This is a genomic window from Virgibacillus xinjiangensis, from assembly GCF_042643145.1.
In the GTDB taxonomy this organism is placed as follows: Bacteria; Bacillota; Bacilli; order Bacillales; family Amphibacillaceae; genus Virgibacillus_O; species Virgibacillus_O xinjiangensis.
In genome coordinates this window covers 68,201-88,340 of the sequence record NZ_JBHRSA010000009.1, presented here as the reverse complement: position 1 = coordinate 88,340, position 20,140 = coordinate 68,201, and the positions used below count along the sequence as shown (strand labels likewise).

The window sequence follows — 20,140 nt, the reverse complement described above, 5'->3', positions numbered from 1 at the left end:
CATATAATCAATAAGTGGTTGAAAAATTGTAACTAGAATTTACACAACAATGAGGACTTGACTAGGAGGAGTGCGGAATCAGCGGGAGAGCGGGTATATCGGCAGGAGGCGCACGGAATCAGCGGGAGAGCGGGTATATCGGCAGGAGGAGTGCGGAATCAGCGGAGAGGGAGTATATCGGCAGGAGGAGTGCGGAATCAGCGGGAGAGCGGGTATATCGGCAGGAGGAGTGCGGAATCAGCCGGAGGAGTGCGGAATCAGCGGGAGGGGGAGTATATCGGCAGGAGGAGTGCGGAATCAGCGGGAGAGCGGGTATATCCCCAGGAGGGGTGCAGAACTGTAGGTCTAGCCGTCCTTCTGGAAACATAAAAAAACTGCCGTTCAAACGGCAGCTTTTTTATTAGGCGCGGAACCTGTGAAGAAAGCTTTTAAGACGATCGTTATCGGAATGCTCAATCACCTCACTGGCAGAACCTTGTTCAGCGATGACTCCTTCATCTAAGAAGAGTACTTTATCAGCTACGTCCAGCGCAAAATCCATTTCATGGGTAACAAGAATCATCGCCATTTCACCTTCCTTGGCAATGTCCCGGATTACTTCCAGCACCTCACCTACTAACTCCGGATCAAGGGCGGAGGTGACTTCATCAAACAGCATGACTTTTGGCCTCATGACAAGGGCTCGAGCCATGGCTACGCGCTGTTTTTGGCCACCTGACAACTGGCTGGGATAGCTGTCCAGCTTGTCACCTAGCCCAACCTTGTTGAGCATTTCAATAGAACGTTCGCGTGCTTTATTTTTATCTTCTTTTTTGACGTGGACAGGTGCAGTCATACAGTTTTCGAGAATTGTCATATGCGGAAACAGATTGAAATGTTGGAATACCATTCCGATATCGCCGCGAATTTCCCGAAGATGTTTCTCGTTTGCTTTGATTTCTTTGCCATCCTTCTCCATTTTCCAGAGGTTTCTGCCATCGACAAGGATATCCCCTGAGGTTGGTTCTTCCAATGTCATTAGCATTCTTATGATCGTTGTTTTCCCTGAACCGCTGGGCCCAATTACTGCGACTTTTTCGGCGGGGAAAATGTCCAGGTCGATCCCCTGCAGGACTTTCGTCTCTCCGAAGGATTTATGGACATCTTTGAATTGAACGATTGGTTCTGTCATTCTGTCACCGCTCCTTTGGTACTGTTAAGTGTTGTTTTTTTAGTGAATCTTGTGTTCATTTTCTTCTCCAGCTTTCTGATCAAGATAGCGGATGGATAGCTTAAAACTAGGAAAATCAATGCCACGATGGTCAATGGCTCCAAGTATGACCAATATTGTGCTCCATAGCTGTTTGCCAGGCTGAGAATGCCGACGACTCCGATTGTGGAAGCTAGCGGTACTTCTTTAAACATGATGATCAAGTAGTTGCCAAGCATCGGAATGGTAGGCGGCAGTGCCTGTGGCAGAATGACCTTCGTCCATTTTTTGCGGGTAGAGAAGTTCAATGCTCTAGCTGCTTCCCATTGTCCTTTATCTACTCCTTCAATGCCCGACCGGTATATTTCCCCGATGTATGTACTGAAATGGATGCCAAGCCCGAGCAGAGCGCTTGTGAATGGACTCAGTGTCATACCAATTCCAGGGATCATCGGCCATGCGTAATAAATAAAGAATAACTGAACCAGCGGCGGAGTGGAACGGATGAATTCCATCGTCCATGTAACCACCCAGTTCAACGGCCTGTTTGGTATTCTCCTCAGGAATGTCCAGACAAAGCCGAAGATCAGAGCGAAGATATAACAGGCAAATGTCAACCCTACCGTCACACCCAAACCTTGAAGGATGATGGGGAAGGCTTCAGAAAAGGTGTCCCAGCTCCAATAATTATTATTCATCAGCCAGCCACCCCTTTCTTAGAAATCGCTTCTCCTTTTCGTGTCAGCCAAATCAATGGCAATGCCAAGATAAAGTAGAGGATAAGTACTAATAAGTATACAATAGGTGCTTCTGAAAGGTTGGAGCTTCGGTATATGTCTCCATAATATAGGATGTCTGTCATACCGATCAATGATACGAGAGATGTAGCCTTAAGCATTTGAATCAGGTAGTTTCCAAATTCGGGCAGCATCATTCGTACTGCCTGAGGAAAGATGACAAGCCGCATACGCTGGAACCTTGACATATTCAATGCTGTGGCTGCTTCTGTTTGTCCTTTGGCTACGGAGAGGATCGAGCCCCGTACAACCTCCGACATGTATGCTCCATAGTTCAGGGCAATAGCTATGACACCCGCCCACCAGTTGCTTCCGAGTTCAATGTTGAACAGCATCGGAATTGCATAATATAGCCAAAAGAGCTGTACAATCAAGGAAGTTCCTCGGAAGACTTCCACGTAGAATCCAGTGAATTTGCGTATGAAAATGTTCTGTGACAAGCGGCAAAGACCTGCGACAAATGCCATCAGATATCCGAAAAATGCCGCGCCCAGTAATACAGTGACGGTTATACCAAGCCCTCGCATGAGCTGAGGGAAAATATCTATTATAGCACTAATGGTGATCACTCCTTTGTCTGTTCTTTTTTTCATAAGCAGGTGTTACCAGGAAAAATGAAAGGGCCTGGCTCCCTGGGTGAGGGAACCGGACCCTTTGGAGTCGACTAGTTCAACTGATCGTTTAATTGACTAATGCATGGCATGCTCAGTGGATTAAACTTCTCCGTTGCAAATTGCCTCGGTTGTCACTTCGCCAGGTTCCACCATGTTGCTTTCTTCGCTGAATCCATTAGCTTCCAGAAGTTCAGCTACTGTACCGTCTTCTTTCAGTTGTTGAAGTACTTCATTATATGCGTCACGCAGCTCTGTATTCTCCAGGCTGAAAGCTGCTGCTCCATAGCTTGGTACACCTTCAATATCAGGCTGTTCAAAGCTTTCTACGAATTCAAGTCCATCTGTATCCGCTGATTCCAACGCCATTTTAACCGTCATTTCCGTACCCGTGGTAGCATCTGCTCTTCCAGATTCTACTGCCGAGAAGGTTGCTGGGATATCAGATGCCGTCTGGATCTGATCATCACTTACCCCTTCAGATCGCAAGAATTCATTCTCAGTGGCTCCCTCCATAACGACGACAGTAGCGTCAGGGTTATCGGCAATATCTTCATAGCTTTCCAGTCCAAGTGGATTGCCTGCTTGTACAATTAACCCTTCCCCGTACTGCATGGTAGGCTCACTGAATGCTGCATTCTCACACCGGCCCGGTTGGATGGCCATTCCAGCTGTAACGACATCAAACTGTCCCGCTTGAAGTCCTGGGATCAACTGGCTGAAATCGGACAACTGGGATTCCATGTTGTCGATGCCAAGTTCTTCGAAAACTGCTTTGGCAATGTCGACAGAAGCCCCCTTAAGTTCTCCGTTGTCTTCATAGGCATAAGGTGCTTCATTCGCAAATCCAATCGTAACAGTACCAGCCTCCTGCAACTGTTCCAGTTTGCTGCCGTCAGACTCGGAACCACCGTTGCCATTTCCTCCGCTTGACTCGTTGCCAGAACCACAGGCAGCAAGTAGCAGAATCATAAGTACTAGAAAAGATGTTGATAATAATTTCTTCATCCCTGTTTGACCTCCCCTTTGATTAGATAAACCTTTTGCGGTGACTTTTCTACTAGGTATATATCACCGCTGCAACGCTAAAAAAAAGATGACGTGCAGATGAAACTAAGTATTCATGAATCATATTTTCATGTTATCTGTAAATTTAGACGAGTACAAATGCAATATATTTTGATAATTCCCAACATAACGTCAAATTTAGTGTTTATCGGAACTCATCGCCTGCTTATAGAGTTATGCTCCTCCATGTATGGATATCCTTTGAATTCCCTAATTTTCGTCATTAGCTATAATTGGATGACAGGAATTTAAAGAGTTCTCGTATGATAGACAAAAAGCAAGGAAAAAGGTAGGATTGCATTGGAATAAAAGAGGAACAGAACAATATAGAGAACTTATAATGGGAAAGGAAGGAATCACAAATGTGGATGTATATAACAGCTGCCATAGTGATAGCAGCGATTGTATTAGCTCTATCCTTATTTACCATTTCAAAGGGCTACGAATATGAACATACGATTGATCCCCCTTTAGATGAGCAGAATAATAGCAAGACAAGAGAAACGAAGGAGGAGAAGAAATGAAATTCTCTACGATCGGTACAAGCTGGATAACGGAGAGCTTTATTCAGGCGGCGGAAGCCTCTGGAAGAGCCCAGTTCCTTTCTGTGTATTCGAGGTCAGGAGACAGGGCAAAAGAGTTTGCTTCAAAGAATGGGGCCGTCCGTTGGTTTGATAAGATGGATGAAATGTTGGAGGACTGTTCGGATTTCGTCTATATTGCCTCGCCGAACAGCATGCATGCTGAGCAGATCCTCCGTTGTCTAGATAAAGGAAAGCATGTATTTTGTGAAAAGCCTATGGTAGCTACAGAGGAAGAATGGCACGCGGTCAAAGAAGCGGCCGATCGAAACAATCTTTTCGTCATGGAAGGCTATCGCCATCTCTTTTCTCCGAACTATCAAAACTTGAAGAAACACTTGGCCAGGGCAGGGAAGGTACGGAGCGCAGTGTTGCAGTATGTGCAGTATTCTTCCAAATACGATGCATTTAAAGAAGGAAGGAATCCGAATGTTTTTTCGCCGGAATTTGCCGGCGGAGCATTGATGGATTTGGGAGTCTATCCATTAAGCATGGCCATTGATTTATTTGGCGAGCCGAAAAAAGTAGATTATTTTCCGGTTGCCTTGGCCAACGGGATTGATGGCAGCGGTACCTTAGTTCTTACCTATGAGGACTCAAGTATAACCATTCTTTGCTCAAAGATTGCACAGGCAACTATTCCTTCAGAAATCCATGGAGAGGATGGAACGTGGACCATGAATCATCTTGCTCCCATCGGTTCCTTGACCTTTTATGACAGGAAGTCCAAGAAGATAGAGGAAACGGCTGTGGCACAGTCGGATAATGATATGCTATATGAAGCGGAAATCTTTGTGAAAATGATAGAGAATAATGACAGGGTTCTCTATGAGGCACTCATGGAAAGAAGCAGGCTTACCGTGGAATCACTGGAAAGAGCGCGGAGCCAAGCAGGCCTTTCATTCTCCGTATGAACGAGAGGATCAGCTAGAATATTTAAGCCGCACCAACCCATAGCCGGGGTGTGCGGCTTTTTACTCGTCCATTTTCAGTCTATCTATTTTTGCTCTCCCCATCGGGCCTTATTGGAACCGACTTCAGAACTTCTCCGCTTTCAAAGAAGTCTACCAGCCTGCTAATCCAGTCATAGTAAGCTGTCCATTCCTCCAGTTCTATTTCCAATTCTTCTTTCTTTTTCTGTGCCGTTTCTGAAAATTGCCCATCATACCTCTGTTCCACATTTCTCAGCTGATCTTGCAATTTTCTTGCTAAATGGGAGTTTTTGCTTACTACCTCTCTCCAATTTGTGGTGAATAGGGAAATAAAGGTTTGAACATAGTCATTCTCCACTCGGTAATGTTCTTTTCTGCTGCCTTTGACGAATTCTTTCTCAGCAATATTCAGCGCTATCATCTGCCGCATTACCTGACTCATCCTGGTTTTGCTCATCCCTGTTTCTTCGGCAAGTTGATCTAAGGTCATTGGTTTCCGATTCAAGTAGATAATCCCCAACAATCGTCCGATGGTGGAAGAGACGCCGAATGTTTTCATATTGTCGGCAATCCTGTCTGAAATTTGATCCTCTGCCCGTTGCAGTTCCTCCATTATTAAAGCTTCTGTTGTTTCACTCATGAACTCTGTCCCCCGAAATTATATTTTACGTTACAATAACATTCCTGTTTTAAAAAAGAAAATACCATTACTGGCCATTCTTATCTATCTCGGGGCGTTCCCCGTTTTGCAATTCACGTATACTCAAGCCGAATTCCATCTGCAGGTGGGGATAATCAGGAAATCTCTGCCAATCACCACCCCATGTAAAGCCGAGTTCTTTCGCAATGGCTGCAACTTCCCTCCAGTCGGACTTTCCATTTTCATTGCCGTCATAGTGGATATCCCACAGGAGGTTTCCGCTTTCGTCAGCCAATGCGTAATCGATGGCCAACCCGTAATTATGGTAGGACTCACCTCCTCGGGCATTGGTGACGATGTTTCCATTATCTGATCGTCCTTGCTCATACAGTTGATTCTGTTCTTCTATGGAGCGGACGGTATCTGTGATGACTACACGAATCCCCTTTTCTCGGGAGCGCTCAAGCAGTATATCTTTTTTTTCTTCAACAACCGGATGAAGACTGTCCGGGAGGGAAGGCTCCTTACCTGCTTCCCTATTATGATCAGTTGACTGCTGTTGGTTAAAAGCAGTAAATACGATGGCTAAAAAAGCGAAAATAATTGTCCAGGGAAGCAATATGCCTCGGATGCCTTTCATGATTGAAGTCCTTTCTCAGAAGAGTATAGAGACTTCATTTTATCAGAAGCCGGAAGAAATACTCTAGCGGGACAGTAAAAAAAGAGCTGGTAGTTGAAAATATAAGCGTTCCCCCCTTGAAAGTTAAAACGTTTACATATATTATGGAAGGTGATAGTGAAATTAGTTTGTTTACCAAACAAAATAATTTAGTTGCTAGTTATTTTAGTAAAGGTATGTATGTTAATATAAGAAGCAGCTAAAGATGTTTTCAATAAAAGGGAAGGGTGATGAAAATGAAGACGTTTATAACAGAAGACTTTCTTCTATATAATGATACGGCGAGAGAACTGTATCATGGTACAGCCAAAGATCTCCCGATCATTGATTATCATAATCATCTGAACGATGAGGAGATACTCCAAGATAAGAACTATGATAATCTTTCACAGATCTGGCTGGGTGGCGACCATTATAAATGGCGTGCTCTCAGGGCGAATGGTATTGACGAATCCTATATAACAGGGGATAAAAGCGATTATGAGAAGTTTCTAGCTTGGGGAAAGACCGTTCCAAACACTTTCGGTAACCCACTGTATCATTGGACACATCTAGAGCTGCTGAGATATTTTGGCATAGATGAAGTCTTTAATGAAGAATCAGCACCGGCGATATGGGAAGAAGCCAACCGGAAACTTGCAACGCCGGAATTTTCCGTGCGTTCTCTGCTGAAAAGGGATAATGTGGAGTTTGTAGGTACAACGGATGATCCAACAGACGACCTGGCAAATCATATCGCTCTGGCCAAAGAGGATCAATCCTTTACTGTATCCCCTTCTTTCCGTCCGGATAAAGGACTTGGCATTGAAAAAGGAGATTTTCTGGACTGGGTAGAAAAACTGGGCAATGTTACTGGATCTTCTATCAGTACGTATGATGCGTTTCTCCAAGCATTGGCTGAGCGGGTCGATTTCTTCGATCAGCATGGATGCCGGAGTTCGGACCATGGCATAAATGTACTCTACTTTGAGCAAGCTTCCAAGGAAGAAGTTTCTGCTATTTTCGCTAAACGGCTGAAGGGTGAAAAACTGAGCGAAAAAGAAATGGATCAGTTCCGCACCTATACATTGCTGACGTTGGGTGAACTGTATGCTGATAAAGGTTGGGCCATGCAGCTCCACATCAGTCCATTACGGAACAATAATACAAGAATGTTCCATCAGATTGGACCTGACAGTGGATTTGATTCCATTGGCGATCCTCTGGTTGCTGAAAAGCTGTCCCGCCTATTGGATGAATTGGAGAAAATTGGCAAGCTGCCAAAAACGGTGCTATACAGCCTGAATGCAAAAGATTATAATGTCCTGGCATCCATGGCAGGCAATTTCCAGAATGCGGAAGTCCCTGGAAAGGTTCAATTTGGAACTGCATGGTGGTTTAATGATACAATAGATGGCATGGAAGATCAGATGAAGACCTTGGCAAATATCGGACTTATCAGCAACTTCATCGGAATGCTGACTGATTCCCGCAGTTTCCTGTCTTTCTCCCGCCACGAATACTTCCGGAGGATTCTGTGTAATTTACTGGGTACATGGGTCGAAGAAGGCAAGGTGCCAAAGGATATGGAACTGCTTCGTAAGTATGTCCGGGGAATCTGCTATGAAAATGCCAAAAGGTATTTCTCCATCTAATTTAGTTAAATTTGTGAATAAGGTAGGTTAGAGATATGTCAAAACAACAAATCGGTGTCATTGGTTTAGCGGTAATGGGTAAAAATCTGGCGATGAATATTGAAAGCAGAGGCTACTCTGTTGCCGTCTTCAACCGTTCCTATGAAAAAACGGAAGCATTTCTTGATAATGAGGCGAAAGGCAAGAATTTTACTGGCGCAAAAACCATTGAGGAGTTCGTTAATTCACTGGAAAAGCCTCGTAAGATTCTTCTGATGGTCAAAGCAGGGCCTGCTACTGACGCAACCATCGAATCCTTGCAGCCGTATCTTGAAGAAGGAGATATTTTGATTGACGGTGGTAATACCCTTTACGAAGATACGATCCGTCGAAACAAAAAGCTGGATGAGACAGGCATCCACTTCATCGGTACAGGAGTCTCCGGCGGGGAAGAGGGAGCTCTGAACGGCCCTTCCATCATGCCGGGTGGCCAAAAAGAGGCATATGATCTGGTTGCTCCTATCCTTGAAGCCATTTCCGCTAAAGTAGAAGGCGACCCTTGTGTAACGTATATTGGTCCTAACGGAGCCGGCCACTTTGTGAAAATGGTGCATAATGGTATTGAATACGGGGATATGCAGCTGATTTCTGAAGCGTACTACATCTTGAAGCATGTACTCGGTATGGACACGGATGAACTCCATGATGTGTTTACGGAATGGAACAAAGGTGAGTTGGACAGCTATCTGATTGAAATCACTTCCGATATCTTTACGAAGAAAGATGAGGAAACTGGAAAGCCTATGGTTGATGTCATCATGGATAAAGCTGGACAGAAGGGTACAGGAAAATGGACAAGCAAAAACGCCCTGGACCTAGGTGTACCACTTCCATTGATTACTGAATCTGTCTTTGCCCGTTTCATCTCTTCCCTGAAAGATGAGCGCGTAAAAGCAAGCAAAGTATTGAACGGACCGAAACCGGAAAAGTTCGATGGAAACAGAGAAGAATTGATTGAAGCCATCCGGAAGGCATTGTACATGAGTAAAATATGTTCCTATGCCCAAGGTTTTGCACAAATGCGTGCAGCATCGCAGGAGTATGGATGGGACCTTCAATACGGAGATATTGCTATGATTTGGCGCGGCGGCTGTATCATCCGTGCACATTTCCTTCAGAAAATCAAGGAAGCATATGACCGTGACCCAGATTTGGCAAACCTTCTGCTGGACCCTTACTTCAAAGAAATTGTGGAAGGCTACCAATCTGCCCTGCGTGAAGTTGTATCTGTAGCTATCAAGAACGGAATTGCTGTTCCTACTTTTGCAAGTGCTATTGCTTACTATGACAGCTACCGTTCTGAAGATTTGCCTGCCAACTTGATCCAAGCGCAGCGCGATTACTTTGGTGCACATACCTACGAACGTAAAGATAAAGAAGGGGTCTTCCATACGAACTGGTTCTAAACCCTGAAAAACAGCCGGAGGAGGCATTCTTCCCGGCTGTTTTTATTTTCTTTGGCGAGTGATGAATAATAAGGGCCAAAAAAAGAGCACTTGGAAAGTTTATGCCTTTCCAAGTGCTCTTTTACTTGATTTAGCTGATTTTAGCGGAAGTTGTTTCAGATGGAAGTACTTCATTCATGCTCCCGGTACGGTAACCTGCCAGATCGGCGGAAACATAGCTGAAGCCTAGCTCTTGGAGTTTCAGTTGTATTTCTTCCCGATGCTTCAACAGGTCTGTTATATTCTCCGGAGTGACTTCCACACGGGCCACCTCACCATGATGACGGACGCGGACCATATCGAAACCTAAGCGGTTGATGAATTTCTCTGCTTGGTCAACCTGCTTGATTTTAGCTTTATCAAGCTTCGTGCCGTAAGGGATGCGGGATGCCAGGCTGCAGGAGGCCGGTTTGTTCCAGACCGGAATGTTCAATTCCTTGGTAAGTTCACGTACTTCCTGTTTATACATATCCGCTTCCTGAAGGACACTGCGCGCGCCTTCTTCTGTCCTTGCTTTAAGACCTGGGCGGAAATCATCCATATCATCCATAATCATTCCATCCAGAACATAGTCATACCCCTTTTCTTCTGCCAATTGGTTCAGATGGCTGTAAAGAAGTTTTTTACTGTAATACCAGCTGTCCGGGGTGTTGGCAGCGATATTTTCGTCTTCTAATTCTTTGATTTCCGTTTTAAGAACGGGAATGCCCATTTCTTCGGCGAGTTTGACAGCACCATCAAATTCCTCCTGGCGGAATAATTCGGATGCTACTACAGCAGCCAGGACGTTATCTGCTCCAAGCTCTTCTTCAGCCCGCTTCAGCACCAGTGTGCTGTCGACTCCTCCTGAAAAAGCTACAAGTACGCGGTTCATTCCGGAAAGGATTTGACCGAGATGCCTATTTTTTTCCAAGGTGGTTTGTCTCATGCTTTTCGCCTCACTTTTCGTATATTTCCTTATATATAAGGATTTTTCCCAATTTCACAAATTCAACCCTAAGAATAGGTTACTTCTCTCCCATCCCTCTGTCAACTGCAGGAACGCGTTTGTTTATCATACTGGTTTGGTCTCTTCCATATACAGTTGTGGTTCCTCGGGAAGGTCAAGCAAGAGCTTTGGAACCTTCAGGAAGTGTTTGATTGCTAGAGCACAAGCACCCATTACACATGCCTGATCACCTAGATTGGAAAGGACGATTTCTCTGTATTGGCTGACGGATGAATGCAAGTTGGCCTCGATTTCCTCTATAGCATTTGGGGTGGATTCCAGCACTTTACTATTCAGGACAATCGTTTCAGGATTATACAGGTTAATAATATTGTTCAACCCGATTGCTAGGTGGAAGAGAAAACTTCCCATTTGCTTAACTGCCGTCTCATCCTCCGTTTTCAGCAATTGTTGCAGGTCATCATAAGTGAGGGTAGCTCCCCCTAATTCTTCGGATAATCTGGCAAACAGGGCAGGTTCTGAGTTGTATTTTTCCCAACATCCTAGATTTCCGCAGCTACAGGGTTCACCACCGGGCGATAGAATCATGTGGCCCATTTCCCCGGCGTATCCATGATAGCCTTTCTGAATCTCTCCTTCTAGCATCATTCCCGCACCGATGCCGGAAGAGAGAATAATGGTTAATAAGTTATCACTTTTCTGGTGTTTATATACCCTTTCTGCGTAGACGGAAAGGTTGGCATTATTTTCTACGTTCACAATCAGACCAAGTCTTTTTTCAAGGTCTTCTTTCAAATTTTTATGATGCCATTGGTACTTAGGGACAAAATAAATATGTTCATCTTTGTTGACAGTCCCATGGACACCGATCATAACACTGACCAGACCATATTTGCTGCTCTTGCATTCCTCATGCAATGAGCGTATTTTATCTTCGAGTATTTGAACGATCTCTTCATAATTAATCGTGTCTAATTCCATGACTCCCGTTTTTACTGGGTTACCAAGCAAGTCGGATAAACTGAAGTGGATTTTCTTATAGTCCAAGTCGAAGCCCAATACATAGGCAGCTTGTTGGTTGATGGCGAGCATGATCGGTCTTCTTCCCACGGTGTGGTGCTCCTGCCTCGTCTCATAAAGCAACTCTTCCTCCAGCAGGTCAGCTACCTGCACAGAAATGGTCGCTTTATTCAGTCCCGTGATTTTGGACAGGTCTGCTCGGGAGATCATTCCATATTCAATGATGCGCTCCAATATAATGCTCCTGTTCAACTTCTTGATGTATGCCCCATCGCCAGTAGACATGATTTTCCCCCCTTGTTTGACTGTCGGCCGCCTCTAAGTGTATGGTGAAATTAATTAGAGGTACGGAGTTGACGTCATTAAAACCTTAGTGCTATTATTTATCAGTCAACAACATAATTTGTTTGACAAACAAATTTATAATCATTACTTATCCATTATAATGTAAAGGTTTACAATTATGCAAGGTGATAAATACTTTCGCTTACCATTCCAACAGAAGAAGGAGTTATCGAAGATGAGTATCCTCTACTTTGATTGTTTTTCCGGTATCAGCGGTGACATGACCATCGGTTCTTTAATAGATGCCGGTGCGGATGCTTCCCATTTGAAAGAAGAATTGAAGAAACTTAAGATAGAAAATGAATATGAATTGAAATGGACAACCGTCAACAAAAATGGAATAACCAGTACAAAGTTTGATGTTATTCTGCAAGAGGAAAATCATTCCCATGAAGAGGGGCAATCCCATGGAGAAGATGTGGTAGAACACACGCATACTCACCATGATGGCAGCCATTCTCATGAACATCACCACCATCATCATGGTCATCATCACCATGAACACCGAACGTACAAAGATATTGTCAGAATGATCGAGGAATCCGGATTGGAAGAAGGTGTGAAGGCAACTGCATTGCGCATCTTCACGAAAATCGGAGAAGCGGAAGGGAAGATTCATGGGCAACCACTGGACCAGGTGCATTTTCATGAAGTAGGAGCAGTGGATTCCATCATAGATATTGTAGGAACCGCAATCCTCATCCATCAGTTGGGAGTGGAAACAATTGTGTGTTCCCCGATTCCGGTAGGCGGGGGGAAAATTCATATTGACCATGGAATCTATCCAGTGCCGGCACCCGCTACCCTGGAAATATTGCGGGGTGTCCCGATAATGACAAGTAATATCAAAGGAGAGCTGACCACGCCGACAGGTGCTGCAATTGCAGCAGTACTTGCAGAGGATTACGGTGCTATGCCTTCTATGGAAATAAAAGAGATAGGATACGGGGCAGGGAGCAAAACGTTTAAAAACCATCCAAATGTGCTGCGCACGGTCATTGGAAAATAGATATTGATCCGGAAAGGGGAATGAACATGAAAATAGCATTGATCGCTCATGATAAAAAGAAACAGGACATTATCAATTTTGCCCGCGCCTATCAACATATACTTCGTAAACATGAATTATATGCAACAGGAACAACTGGTTTGAGGATTGCTCAGAATACCGGGCTTTCCGTCCACCGGTTCCAGTCCGGCCCTCTTGGAGGCGACCAGCAGATCGGCGCTCTAATAGCTGATAACAGTATGGATATGGTATTATTCTTCCGTGATCCGCTTACTGCCCAGCCGCATGAACCCGATGTTTCTGCCCTCATGCGCTTGAGTGATGTATATAATGTACCGCTTGCGACTAATATGGGAACTGCTGAGCTGCTCATCCATTCCTTGGAGAGGGGAGACCTGCAATGGAGGGAAGTTGTAAAGGATCGGTAGGCGCAAATTGCGTCTACTCCAGGAAAGGTTGGCTGTAAGGACCGGAACCTTTCCTGAATCCCCCTCCTACGGGCCGAAAAAAGCGAATTATTATTTGACCGCAGCATGAGAGAATGGTATTCTGGACATAAATAATTTGTTTAGTAAACAAACAAATTTACGCAACTACATAACGATGAATCAGAGCCTGTATTACTCTCGTCTTTGAAAGGGATTACAAGGATTTTCCTGACTTTTCATGTAGGATAGTGTTAAGATGACGAGGAATGGGAAATATAGGATAAACAACGTACGATGCATAAATAAAGCATTGGTTATAAAGGAGTGTGTGGAAATGGGAATTCTTCAGGAATTGGTAAAAGATATCCCGCTCCCGAAAATGGCTAAAGTGAAGCAGGAGTTTGACCGGGTACAGGTGGATGACTTAACAGCCTCACTGAATGGTGAACTTGACAAGGAGTATATTAAACAGTCGGTGAAGCCAGGTATGGAAATAGCCATTGCCGTTGGAAGCCGTGGGATGGATCGTCTAGTCGAAATGACAGAGGTCACGGTGAAGTTCCTTCAGGGATTAGGGGCTAAACCATTCATTGTTCCTTGTATGGGAAGTCATGGCGGCGCAACCGGCCCAGGGCAAAAAGCAGTGCTAGAGCATCTGGGAATTACCGAGGACAGTGTGAATGCTGAAATTCGTTCCTCCATGGAAGTGATCAAAGTAGGAGAGCTGGATAACGGTCTTCCTGTTTATGTCGATAAAATTGCTTCAGAAGCTGATGGCATTGTGGTCATTAACCGCGTCAAGCCGCACACAGCGTTCCGGGGCAGGGTAGAAAGCGGCATTATGAAAATGATCAGTATCGGTCTTGGCAAGCAGAAAGGCGCGGAAGCCTGCCATCAGCTTGGATTCAAACATATGGCGGAACATGTGCCAGCCATGGCCAAAATGACCATGGCCAAGATGCCGATTCTGTTTGCGGTAGCCACGGTAGAAAATGCGTTTGACAAGGTAACCAAAATTGAAGTTCTCGCTCCAGACGAAGTGGAGGAACGTGAAACTGAACTGCAAAAGCTGGCTAAAGAGATGCTCCCGCAGATCCACATCCCGGAAATCGATGTGCTCGTAATCGATGAAATAGGCAAGAATATCAGTGGAGATGGAATGGATCCGAATATAACCGGCAGGTATCCAACTCCGTATGCATATGGTGGGCCTGATGTAACCAAGATGGTGGTCCTAGACCTCACACCTGAGACAGAAGGGAATGCCAATGGAGTGGGTACTGCAGATTTCACCACACAGCGTCTCGTCGATAAGATGGACCGCGAGGCAACTTATGCTAATGGACTTACTTCTACAGTGGTGGGGCCGACGCATATATCCACCACCCTCCCGAATGATGAGCAGGCGATAAAAGCGGCCATTAAAACCTGCAATATTCTTGATTTTACGAAAGTCAAGCTCGTACGTATCAAAAATACACTGGAAATCAGTGAAATAGAAGTATCCGAGGCATTGTTGGACCATGTAGAGGAGCATGACAGCATGGAGAAACTAACAGAGCCTCAGGAGATGGAATTCAATCAAGAGGGCAATCTAAAATAAAGAAACAGGGGGACTAGGAATGGCAAACTTATTTGACTTGACAGGGAAAACAGTAGTCGCTATCGGCGGAAACAGTACACTGGGAGGTTCCATGGCACAGGGTATGGCTGAACATGGTGCCAAGGTAGCCATTGTCGGCCGTAATATGGAGAAAGCCGAGGCAGTAGCGAACCAAATCAAAGAAGCTGGTGGAGAAGCCAAAGCATTTGTCGGAGACGTCAGTGATCTTTCGTCCATTGAAAAAGCTGCTGATGATATTGAACAGTGGGCCGGTGGCTGGGATGTGCTCTTGAATGCACCAGGTAAAAACAGCAGCACACCATTCATGGAACTCGAACCGGAAGAATGGGATGACATTATGGATGTCAATCTTAGGGGCCTCGTATTCACTACTCAATTATTTGCCAAGCGGATGATTGATCAAGGACGTAAAGGAAGCATCATCAATATTTCTTCTGTTTCCTCTACGACTCCTTTATCCAGAGTGTTCACTTACTCAGCCTCCAAGGCCGGTGTAAACAGTGTCACCCAATATCTTGCCAAGGAGTTTGCACCGCACGGCATCAGGGTTAACGCAATTATCCCTGGTTTCTTCCCGGCTGAACAGAACCGGAAAATCCTTGACGAGGGACGGATCAATTCGATCATGGCTCATACACCGATGGAACGTTTTGGTGAGCCGGAGGAACTGCAAGGTGCAGCGGTTTATCTTGCGTCTGATAAGGCATCTGGATTTGTCACAGGCTCGCTTCTCCGAGTGGATGGCGGATTCGGTGGAATGACTATATAAGTAGGTGAGAAGGCTTTGGTAGAAAATCCAAAGCCTTTTCTTCTCATGCTGTGGCAACATGATAGAATGGAAGGCGATGCATCACCCCCATGTTCGCTCATGGGGTTTTGCTAAGAGATTATGTTATGTAAAGGAAGATGCAGAGATGGCAAGAGAACTAGTAATAGGTTTGGATTTGGGAACAACCAGTGTCAAGGCTGTTCTGTTCGATATGAGTGGCAGTCTGGTTGCTGAATCAGAGCAAATGATTGATACTTTTCACCCCCAGCCAGGCTGGGCGGAACAAGACCCAACTCAAATCGAGGCTTCGTGCAGACAGGCATTGAAGGAAGTGACAAGTGAGGCGGAAATTCAAGAGGGGGAACTCACTTCCATTGGAATATCCGCTGCCATGCATTCGTTGATTTGCTTGGATGAGCAGGACAATCCACTGACCAACATGCTGATATGGTCGGATGGGCGAAGCAGTTCGCAAGCGGAAAAACTGTTGCATACCAAAGGGATGGAGATATACTCAAGGACAGGAACGCCAATCCATCCAATGTCACCATTGAATAAATTGCTTTGGATGAAAGAGAATGAGTATGAAGGTTATCAGAATGCCTCCAGCTATGTATCCATGAAGGAATATCTGCTCAAAAAATGGTATGGTGAGCGTGTCATCGATTATTCAATGGCTTCCGCTACAGGGATGTATAACCTTGAGAATCATGCTTGGGATGAAGAGGCGATGGAAATAGCTGGGATCAGGAAAGAACAGCTCTCCCAAATCGTGGCTCCCACCCATGTCCTCCGCGGAATGGACAGAGTAATTGCAGAGGAAATCGGTATATCTCCAGAAACACCGCTTGTGATCGGAGCGGCGGACGGACAATTGGCGAATCTGGGAAATGGTTCCATTCTTCCAGGAGAAGTGAATGTGTCGGTCGGGACAAGTGGTGCCATTCGCCAATTCATTCGCGGCGGAAAGGTCAACGAGAAGCATGAAACGTTCACCTATGCCTTTACCGAAGACACGTCCATTATCGGGGGACCGACCAATAATGGCGGTATTGCCTTGCAATGGCTGAAAGACCTGCTGGATTTTCAAGGTACACACGATGAGCTTACGTCCCTTGCCGAAGAGGTGGAGCCAGGAGCAGATGGAGTAATCTTCCTCCCATACGTGAATGGCGAGAGGGCACCGTTATGGAACCAGAATGCTAAGGGTAACTTCTACGGTCTGAGTATCGGACATCGGAAACCCCAGCTGGTACGGGCTGTACTGGAAGGGATCACCTTTAATCTTTACCAGATCGGAAAATCTCTTGAGGAAATAGCGGGTGAATCGAAGAAAATCAGCGTGAACGGCGGCCTTACCAAATCGCCACTGTGGGTGCAGATCATGGCAGATGTCTTCGGAAAGGAAATCCATCTGTCCGATACCCACCATAACGCAGCCTGGGGTGCAGCATGGACGGCTTTGGTGGGAGTAGGAAAAGTGGACTCATTTGAGGCCATCAAGGGAAACATACCATCTGAAAAAGCAGTGAAGCCGAACATGGAAAACCACCAAAAATACATGAAAATATATGAAAAATATGAGAAGATTGCTGAGGATATATCCATCCATTTCGTATAGCGGACGCGCTTGGGTGATGGAACGGGCTTAACTGCCCAGCGATCTGTGCTAAAAAATCGCCCCATGTCAGGAATTAACCTGTCATGGGGTATTTAAAAGGTGAGGTAAATCATGGAAGAGATATTAAAGAAAGTCCAGGACGGACAATTAAGTGTAGCTGAGGCCAAAGACCAACTGGCTGCTTATGAAAACCTCGGGTTTGCCAAGGTGGACCATAATCGGAAAGTACGTCAGGGATTTCCGGAGATCATATTCGGTGAAGGTAAAACAGCTGCCCAGATCATATCCATCATGGATGCAATCAAGTCTAGAGGGGATGACGTGCTGGCTACAAGGGTTGCGAAAGAAAAAGCCGAAGAAATCCTGAAATATCAGCCGGATTTCATCTATAATGAGACGGCTAACATTCTTTACTGGAAGAAAGATATGCAGCCGAATATGGGGGATACTGGTTATATTGCTATTGTATGTGCAGGGACATCCGATCTACGCGTTGCTGAGGAAGCTGCAGTTACTGCTGAGTTTCTTGGAAGCGATGTTCGCAGATTTTATGATGTGGGGGTGGCTGGCATCCATCGCCTGCTGGATAATGTGGAAGCCATTCGCGATGCTACGGTATCTGTCGTTGTGGCAGGCATGGAAGGTGCATTGCCGAGTGTGGTAGGGGGGCTTGTTTCCCGGCCGGTAATCGCTGTTCCTACAAGTATCGGTTATGGAGCTAATTTTCAAGGGCTCTCCGCGTTATTGGCGATGTTGAATTCCTGTGCTTCCGGTGTCAGTGTCGTGAATATCGATAATGGGTTCGGCGGTGCTTATAACGCTGTTATGATTGATCGGATGGCAAGGTCCGCAAGGGAAGAGGATTAACATATGGAAAGAGAACATCCACCCAATAACGAACATCTGGATACAGAAATGATCAAGCTGGAGGTCAACTTGGACGATACTCCTGGTGAATGGCTTGGCTATGTGATGGATGTCCTGTTTAAGGCAGGCGCAAATGATGTTTTTTACACGCCGATCTATATGAAAAAGAATCGCCCAGGTGTTCTACTCCAGCTTCTGTGTGCGCGTAGAGACTTGGAGAAGATGGAAGAAATAGTACTAAATGAAACCACAACTCTCGGTATTCGCTATTATCCATTGACCGTGCATCGGATGGAGAGGACTTTTACTCGGGTAGATACTGATTGGGGGCCTGTAACGGTGAAGTTAGGCATTAATCATGGCCGTGTATTTCAGCGTTCCCCCGAATTCGAGGATTGCAGAAAGATAGCAGTGAGAGAGGGAATACCGCTGAAAGAGGTTTATCAACAGGTATGGCAGAGAGTGGGTTCTGAATCTGAGTGGTGAACCTGTAACAGCGGAGTAATAGGTGAGTTCGAGCTGTTCCTTAAACGGGGGACAGTTTTTTTATGTCTGGATTATGAGATGGGATAGGTCTGTTTTCGATTTTTTTGGTTACGGTGTTAAACTGATAACAAGATGCACATACGCAACGGATAGGAGGAAGACGAATGAATCGATCATTAAGATGGGGAGTGCTCAGTACAGCTAAAATTGCTCAAAAAGAACTGCTTCCCGCCTTTCAGCGTGCAGAGAATGCTGTGGTAAATGCGATCGCCAGCCAAAGCAACAGCGGCAAAGCCAAGGAAGTTGCCGAGCAGTTCCACATTGAAAAGGTTTATGACAGTTATGAAGAATTGTTGAATGATAAGGAAATCGATGCGGTTTATATACCACTCCCAAATCACTTACATAAAAAGTGGGCCATCGAAGCAGCTAATCAAGGGAAACATATATTACTTGAAAAACCTGCAGCGTTGAATGCAGAAGAAACAGAAGAAATAGGGCAGGCTTGTAAAGATAATGGTGTCCATCTCATGGAAGCTTTCATGTATCATTTCCACCCGCAGCATGATCGGGTAAAAGAGATCATTGGAAACGGGGAAATAGGGGACGTGAAATTTATCAGGTCCAGTTTTTCTTTCTATCTCGGGAAAAAAGAGAATAATATCAAAATGGCCACTGAGAAGGGGGGAGGCAGCTTATATGATGTCGGCTGCTATACTCTGCACGCAATGAGGAACATCCTTCAGACCGAGCCTGAGTGGATCCACGCGTATGCTGATGCAGACCCTGAATATGGGGTGGATATAAGTGTAACAGGCTTCCTGAACTTTCCAAATGGAGTACGTGGCGTCTTTGATGCTGGCTTTGACAGGACGAAACGTGCAGAATATGAAGTGATTGGGACAGAAGGGACCATTCGAGTACCACGAGCATTTCGGCCGGATTGGAATGGGGGAGATGGGCTTGTCATTGTCGAGAAAACTGGATCCACCAGGACGGAGACTATTCAAGCGGATCAGTATAAAGAAGAGGTCGAACTATTCTCCCGTGCAGTACTTCAGGGAACGGAACCAGCTCATACATGGGAAAATACCATTGGAAATATGCGTGTGATCGATGCCTGTTTTGCCTCCATCCATCAACAGTCAGCCGTCAAGCTTCATTAAGATAAAAGCCTTCCCATACAGCAGCGTATGGGAAGGCTTTTATCTTACCCGCAAAACTTGCTGAAAAGTTTAAAAAAAAGCTTGTGTTATGAAGCGCTTACATATATACTCATATTAAGTTGATTAGTTTGTTTGGGGAACAAAATAATCGAAACTCGGCAAAGGGGGTAAATGGGGTGGAGGAAGCGTAGGCAACTTGAATGTCTTAGCAATTATGAAAGCGTTTTTTTATACCAAGGGG

Annotated in this window: 21 protein-coding genes; 13 read left to right on the top strand and 8 right to left on the bottom strand. The window is 45.2% G+C overall.

Annotated elements, in window-relative coordinates; all coding sequences use genetic code 11:
• Window positions 1-70: 70 nt before the first annotated feature.
• Complete coding sequence (locus tag ACFOGI_RS03855; protein WP_390268678.1) at window positions 71-343, top strand: hypothetical protein; 273 nt, start codon at window positions 71-73, stop codon at window positions 341-343.
• Window positions 344-400: 57 nt separating this feature from the next.
• On the opposite strand, the gene ehuA is transcribed toward ACFOGI_RS03855, so the two are convergent.
• The 4 genes from ehuA to ehuB all read right to left on the bottom strand — a co-directional run bounded on the left by ehuA (window position 401) and on the right by ehuB (window position 3,605).
• The gene (gene ehuA, locus ACFOGI_RS03850) at window positions 401-1,171 is read right to left on the bottom strand and encodes an ectoine/hydroxyectoine ABC transporter ATP-binding protein EhuA (protein ID WP_390268675.1); all 771 of its coding nucleotides are present in this window, start codon (window positions 1,169-1,171) and stop codon (window positions 401-403) included.
• Entirely contained in the window at window positions 1,168-1,887 is a 720-nt protein-coding gene (gene ehuD / locus ACFOGI_RS03845; protein ID WP_390268672.1) for an ectoine/hydroxyectoine ABC transporter permease subunit EhuD, read from the bottom strand. Before ehuD ends, ehuA begins: the two co-directional genes overlap by 4 nt.
• Entirely contained in the window at window positions 1,887-2,513 is a 627-nt protein-coding gene (locus ACFOGI_RS03840) for an amino acid ABC transporter permease (protein ID WP_390268684.1), read from the bottom strand. The genes ehuD and ACFOGI_RS03840 overlap by 1 nt, the downstream gene beginning before the upstream one ends.
• A gap of 186 nt (window positions 2,514-2,699) precedes the next feature.
• Window positions 2,700-3,605, bottom strand: coding sequence for an ectoine/hydroxyectoine ABC transporter substrate-binding protein EhuB (ehuB, locus tag ACFOGI_RS03835; protein WP_390268669.1), 906 nt, complete (start codon window positions 3,603-3,605; stop codon window positions 2,700-2,702).
• A gap of 422 nt (window positions 3,606-4,027) precedes the next feature.
• Between ehuB and ytzI the strand changes: the two genes are divergently transcribed.
• Both ytzI and ACFOGI_RS03825 read left to right on the top strand, forming a co-directional pair.
• On the top strand, window positions 4,028-4,189 hold the full coding sequence (gene ytzI / locus ACFOGI_RS03830; protein WP_390268666.1) for a YtzI protein: 162 nt from the start codon (window positions 4,028-4,030) through the stop codon (window positions 4,187-4,189).
• Window positions 4,186-5,160 (top strand): Gfo/Idh/MocA family protein, encoded by a 975-nt coding sequence (locus ACFOGI_RS03825; protein ID WP_390268663.1) that lies wholly within the window; start codon window positions 4,186-4,188, stop codon window positions 5,158-5,160. Before ytzI ends, ACFOGI_RS03825 begins: the two co-directional genes overlap by 4 nt.
• 79 nt (window positions 5,161-5,239) lie before the next feature.
• Here the strand turns inward: ACFOGI_RS03825 and ACFOGI_RS03820 are convergent, their stop codons facing one another.
• Window positions 5,240-5,818, bottom strand: coding sequence for a GbsR/MarR family transcriptional regulator (locus ACFOGI_RS03820; protein ID WP_390268661.1), 579 nt, complete (start codon window positions 5,816-5,818; stop codon window positions 5,240-5,242).
• A 67-nt stretch (window positions 5,819-5,885) separates the two neighbouring features.
• Entirely contained in the window at window positions 5,886-6,458 is a 573-nt protein-coding gene (locus ACFOGI_RS03815; protein ID WP_390268658.1) for a M15 family metallopeptidase, read from the bottom strand.
• 275 nt (window positions 6,459-6,733) lie between these two features.
• Between ACFOGI_RS03815 and uxaC the strand changes: the two genes are divergently transcribed.
• Together uxaC and gndA are read left to right on the top strand one after the other, a co-directional pair.
• Entirely contained in the window at window positions 6,734-8,131 is a 1,398-nt protein-coding gene (uxaC, locus tag ACFOGI_RS03810; protein ID WP_390268655.1) for a glucuronate isomerase, read from the top strand.
• A gap of 35 nt (window positions 8,132-8,166) precedes the next feature.
• Entirely contained in the window at window positions 8,167-9,576 is a 1,410-nt protein-coding gene (gene gndA, locus ACFOGI_RS03805) for an NADP-dependent phosphogluconate dehydrogenase (RefSeq protein ID WP_390268652.1), read from the top strand.
• A gap of 130 nt (window positions 9,577-9,706) precedes the next feature.
• Here gndA and larE read toward each other — a convergent pair whose 3' ends face one another.
• Window positions 9,707-10,543, bottom strand: a complete 837-nt coding sequence (gene larE, locus ACFOGI_RS03800; protein WP_390268650.1) for an ATP-dependent sacrificial sulfur transferase LarE — start codon at window positions 10,541-10,543, stop codon at window positions 9,707-9,709.
• A 126-nt stretch (window positions 10,544-10,669) separates the two neighbouring features.
• Window positions 10,670-11,869 carry an ROK family protein gene (locus ACFOGI_RS03795; RefSeq protein WP_390268647.1) on the bottom strand — a complete coding sequence of 400 codons (1,200 nt, stop codon included), beginning with the start codon at window positions 11,867-11,869 and terminating at the stop codon, window positions 10,670-10,672.
• A gap of 235 nt (window positions 11,870-12,104) precedes the next feature.
• On the opposite strand from ACFOGI_RS03795, the gene larC (ACFOGI_RS03790) reads away from it, so the two are divergent.
• From larC (ACFOGI_RS03790) to ACFOGI_RS03755, 8 genes are all read left to right on the top strand, one after another.
• Window positions 12,105-12,938, top strand: coding sequence for a nickel pincer cofactor biosynthesis protein LarC (larC, locus tag ACFOGI_RS03790; protein ID WP_390268644.1), 834 nt, complete (start codon window positions 12,105-12,107; stop codon window positions 12,936-12,938).
• Window positions 12,939-12,964: 26 nt separating this feature from the next.
• On the top strand, window positions 12,965-13,366 hold the full coding sequence (gene mgsA / locus ACFOGI_RS03785; RefSeq protein ID WP_390268641.1) for a methylglyoxal synthase: 402 nt from the start codon (window positions 12,965-12,967) through the stop codon (window positions 13,364-13,366).
• Window positions 13,367-13,700: 334 nt separating this feature from the next.
• Window positions 13,701-14,969, top strand: coding sequence for a lactate racemase domain-containing protein (locus ACFOGI_RS03780; RefSeq protein WP_390268638.1), 1,269 nt, complete (start codon window positions 13,701-13,703; stop codon window positions 14,967-14,969).
• A 19-nt stretch (window positions 14,970-14,988) separates the two neighbouring features.
• Window positions 14,989-15,759 (top strand): SDR family oxidoreductase, encoded by a 771-nt coding sequence (locus tag ACFOGI_RS03775; protein ID WP_390268635.1) that lies wholly within the window; start codon window positions 14,989-14,991, stop codon window positions 15,757-15,759.
• A gap of 145 nt (window positions 15,760-15,904) precedes the next feature.
• On the top strand, window positions 15,905-17,380 hold the full coding sequence (locus ACFOGI_RS03770; RefSeq protein WP_390268631.1) for a gluconokinase: 1,476 nt from the start codon (window positions 15,905-15,907) through the stop codon (window positions 17,378-17,380).
• 108 nt (window positions 17,381-17,488) lie between these two features.
• Entirely contained in the window at window positions 17,489-18,247 is a 759-nt protein-coding gene (larB, locus tag ACFOGI_RS03765) for a nickel pincer cofactor biosynthesis protein LarB (protein ID WP_390268681.1), read from the top strand.
• A gap of 3 nt (window positions 18,248-18,250) precedes the next feature.
• Window positions 18,251-18,733 (top strand): nickel insertion protein, encoded by a 483-nt coding sequence (gene larC, locus ACFOGI_RS03760; protein ID WP_390268628.1) that lies wholly within the window; start codon window positions 18,251-18,253, stop codon window positions 18,731-18,733.
• A 164-nt stretch (window positions 18,734-18,897) separates the two neighbouring features.
• On the top strand, window positions 18,898-19,899 hold the full coding sequence (locus ACFOGI_RS03755) for a Gfo/Idh/MocA family protein (protein ID WP_390268625.1): 1,002 nt from the start codon (window positions 18,898-18,900) through the stop codon (window positions 19,897-19,899).
• Window positions 19,900-20,140 lie beyond the last annotated feature (241 nt).

Coding starts and splice junctions, on each gene's coding strand:
- gndA (WP_390268652.1), top strand. CDS start 8,167: ATGTCAAAACAACAAATCGGTGTCATTGGTTTAGCGGTAATGGGTAAA.
- mgsA (WP_390268641.1), top strand. CDS start 12,965: ATGAAAATAGCATTGATCGCTCATGATAAAAAGAAACAGGACATTATC.
- ACFOGI_RS03780 (WP_390268638.1), top strand. CDS start 13,701: ATGGGAATTCTTCAGGAATTGGTAAAAGATATCCCGCTCCCGAAAATG.
- ehuD (WP_390268672.1), bottom strand. CDS start 1,887: ATGAATAATAATTATTGGAGCTGGGACACCTTTTCTGAAGCCTTCCCC.
- larE (WP_390268650.1), bottom strand. CDS start 10,543: ATGAGACAAACCACCTTGGAAAAAAATAGGCATCTCGGTCAAATCCTT.
- ehuB (WP_390268669.1), bottom strand. CDS start 3,605: ATGAAGAAATTATTATCAACATCTTTTCTAGTACTTATGATTCTGCTA.
- ehuA (WP_390268675.1), bottom strand. CDS start 1,171: ATGACAGAACCAATCGTTCAATTCAAAGATGTCCATAAATCCTTCGGA.
- ACFOGI_RS03815 (WP_390268658.1), bottom strand. CDS start 6,458: ATGAAAGGCATCCGAGGCATATTGCTTCCCTGGACAATTATTTTCGCT.
- ACFOGI_RS03825 (WP_390268663.1), top strand. CDS start 4,186: ATGAAATTCTCTACGATCGGTACAAGCTGGATAACGGAGAGCTTTATT.
- ACFOGI_RS03840 (WP_390268684.1), bottom strand. CDS start 2,513: ATGCGAGGGCTTGGTATAACCGTCACTGTATTACTGGGCGCGGCATTT.
- ACFOGI_RS03775 (WP_390268635.1), top strand. CDS start 14,989: ATGGCAAACTTATTTGACTTGACAGGGAAAACAGTAGTCGCTATCGGC.
- uxaC (WP_390268655.1), top strand. CDS start 6,734: ATGAAGACGTTTATAACAGAAGACTTTCTTCTATATAATGATACGGCG.
- larC (WP_390268628.1), top strand. CDS start 18,251: ATGGAAAGAGAACATCCACCCAATAACGAACATCTGGATACAGAAATG.
- larC (WP_390268644.1), top strand. CDS start 12,105: ATGAGTATCCTCTACTTTGATTGTTTTTCCGGTATCAGCGGTGACATG.
- ACFOGI_RS03820 (WP_390268661.1), bottom strand. CDS start 5,818: ATGAGTGAAACAACAGAAGCTTTAATAATGGAGGAACTGCAACGGGCA.
- ytzI (WP_390268666.1), top strand. CDS start 4,028: ATGTGGATGTATATAACAGCTGCCATAGTGATAGCAGCGATTGTATTA.
- ACFOGI_RS03770 (WP_390268631.1), top strand. CDS start 15,905: ATGGCAAGAGAACTAGTAATAGGTTTGGATTTGGGAACAACCAGTGTC.
- ACFOGI_RS03795 (WP_390268647.1), bottom strand. CDS start 11,869: ATGTCTACTGGCGATGGGGCATACATCAAGAAGTTGAACAGGAGCATT.
- ACFOGI_RS03755 (WP_390268625.1), top strand. CDS start 18,898: ATGAATCGATCATTAAGATGGGGAGTGCTCAGTACAGCTAAAATTGCT.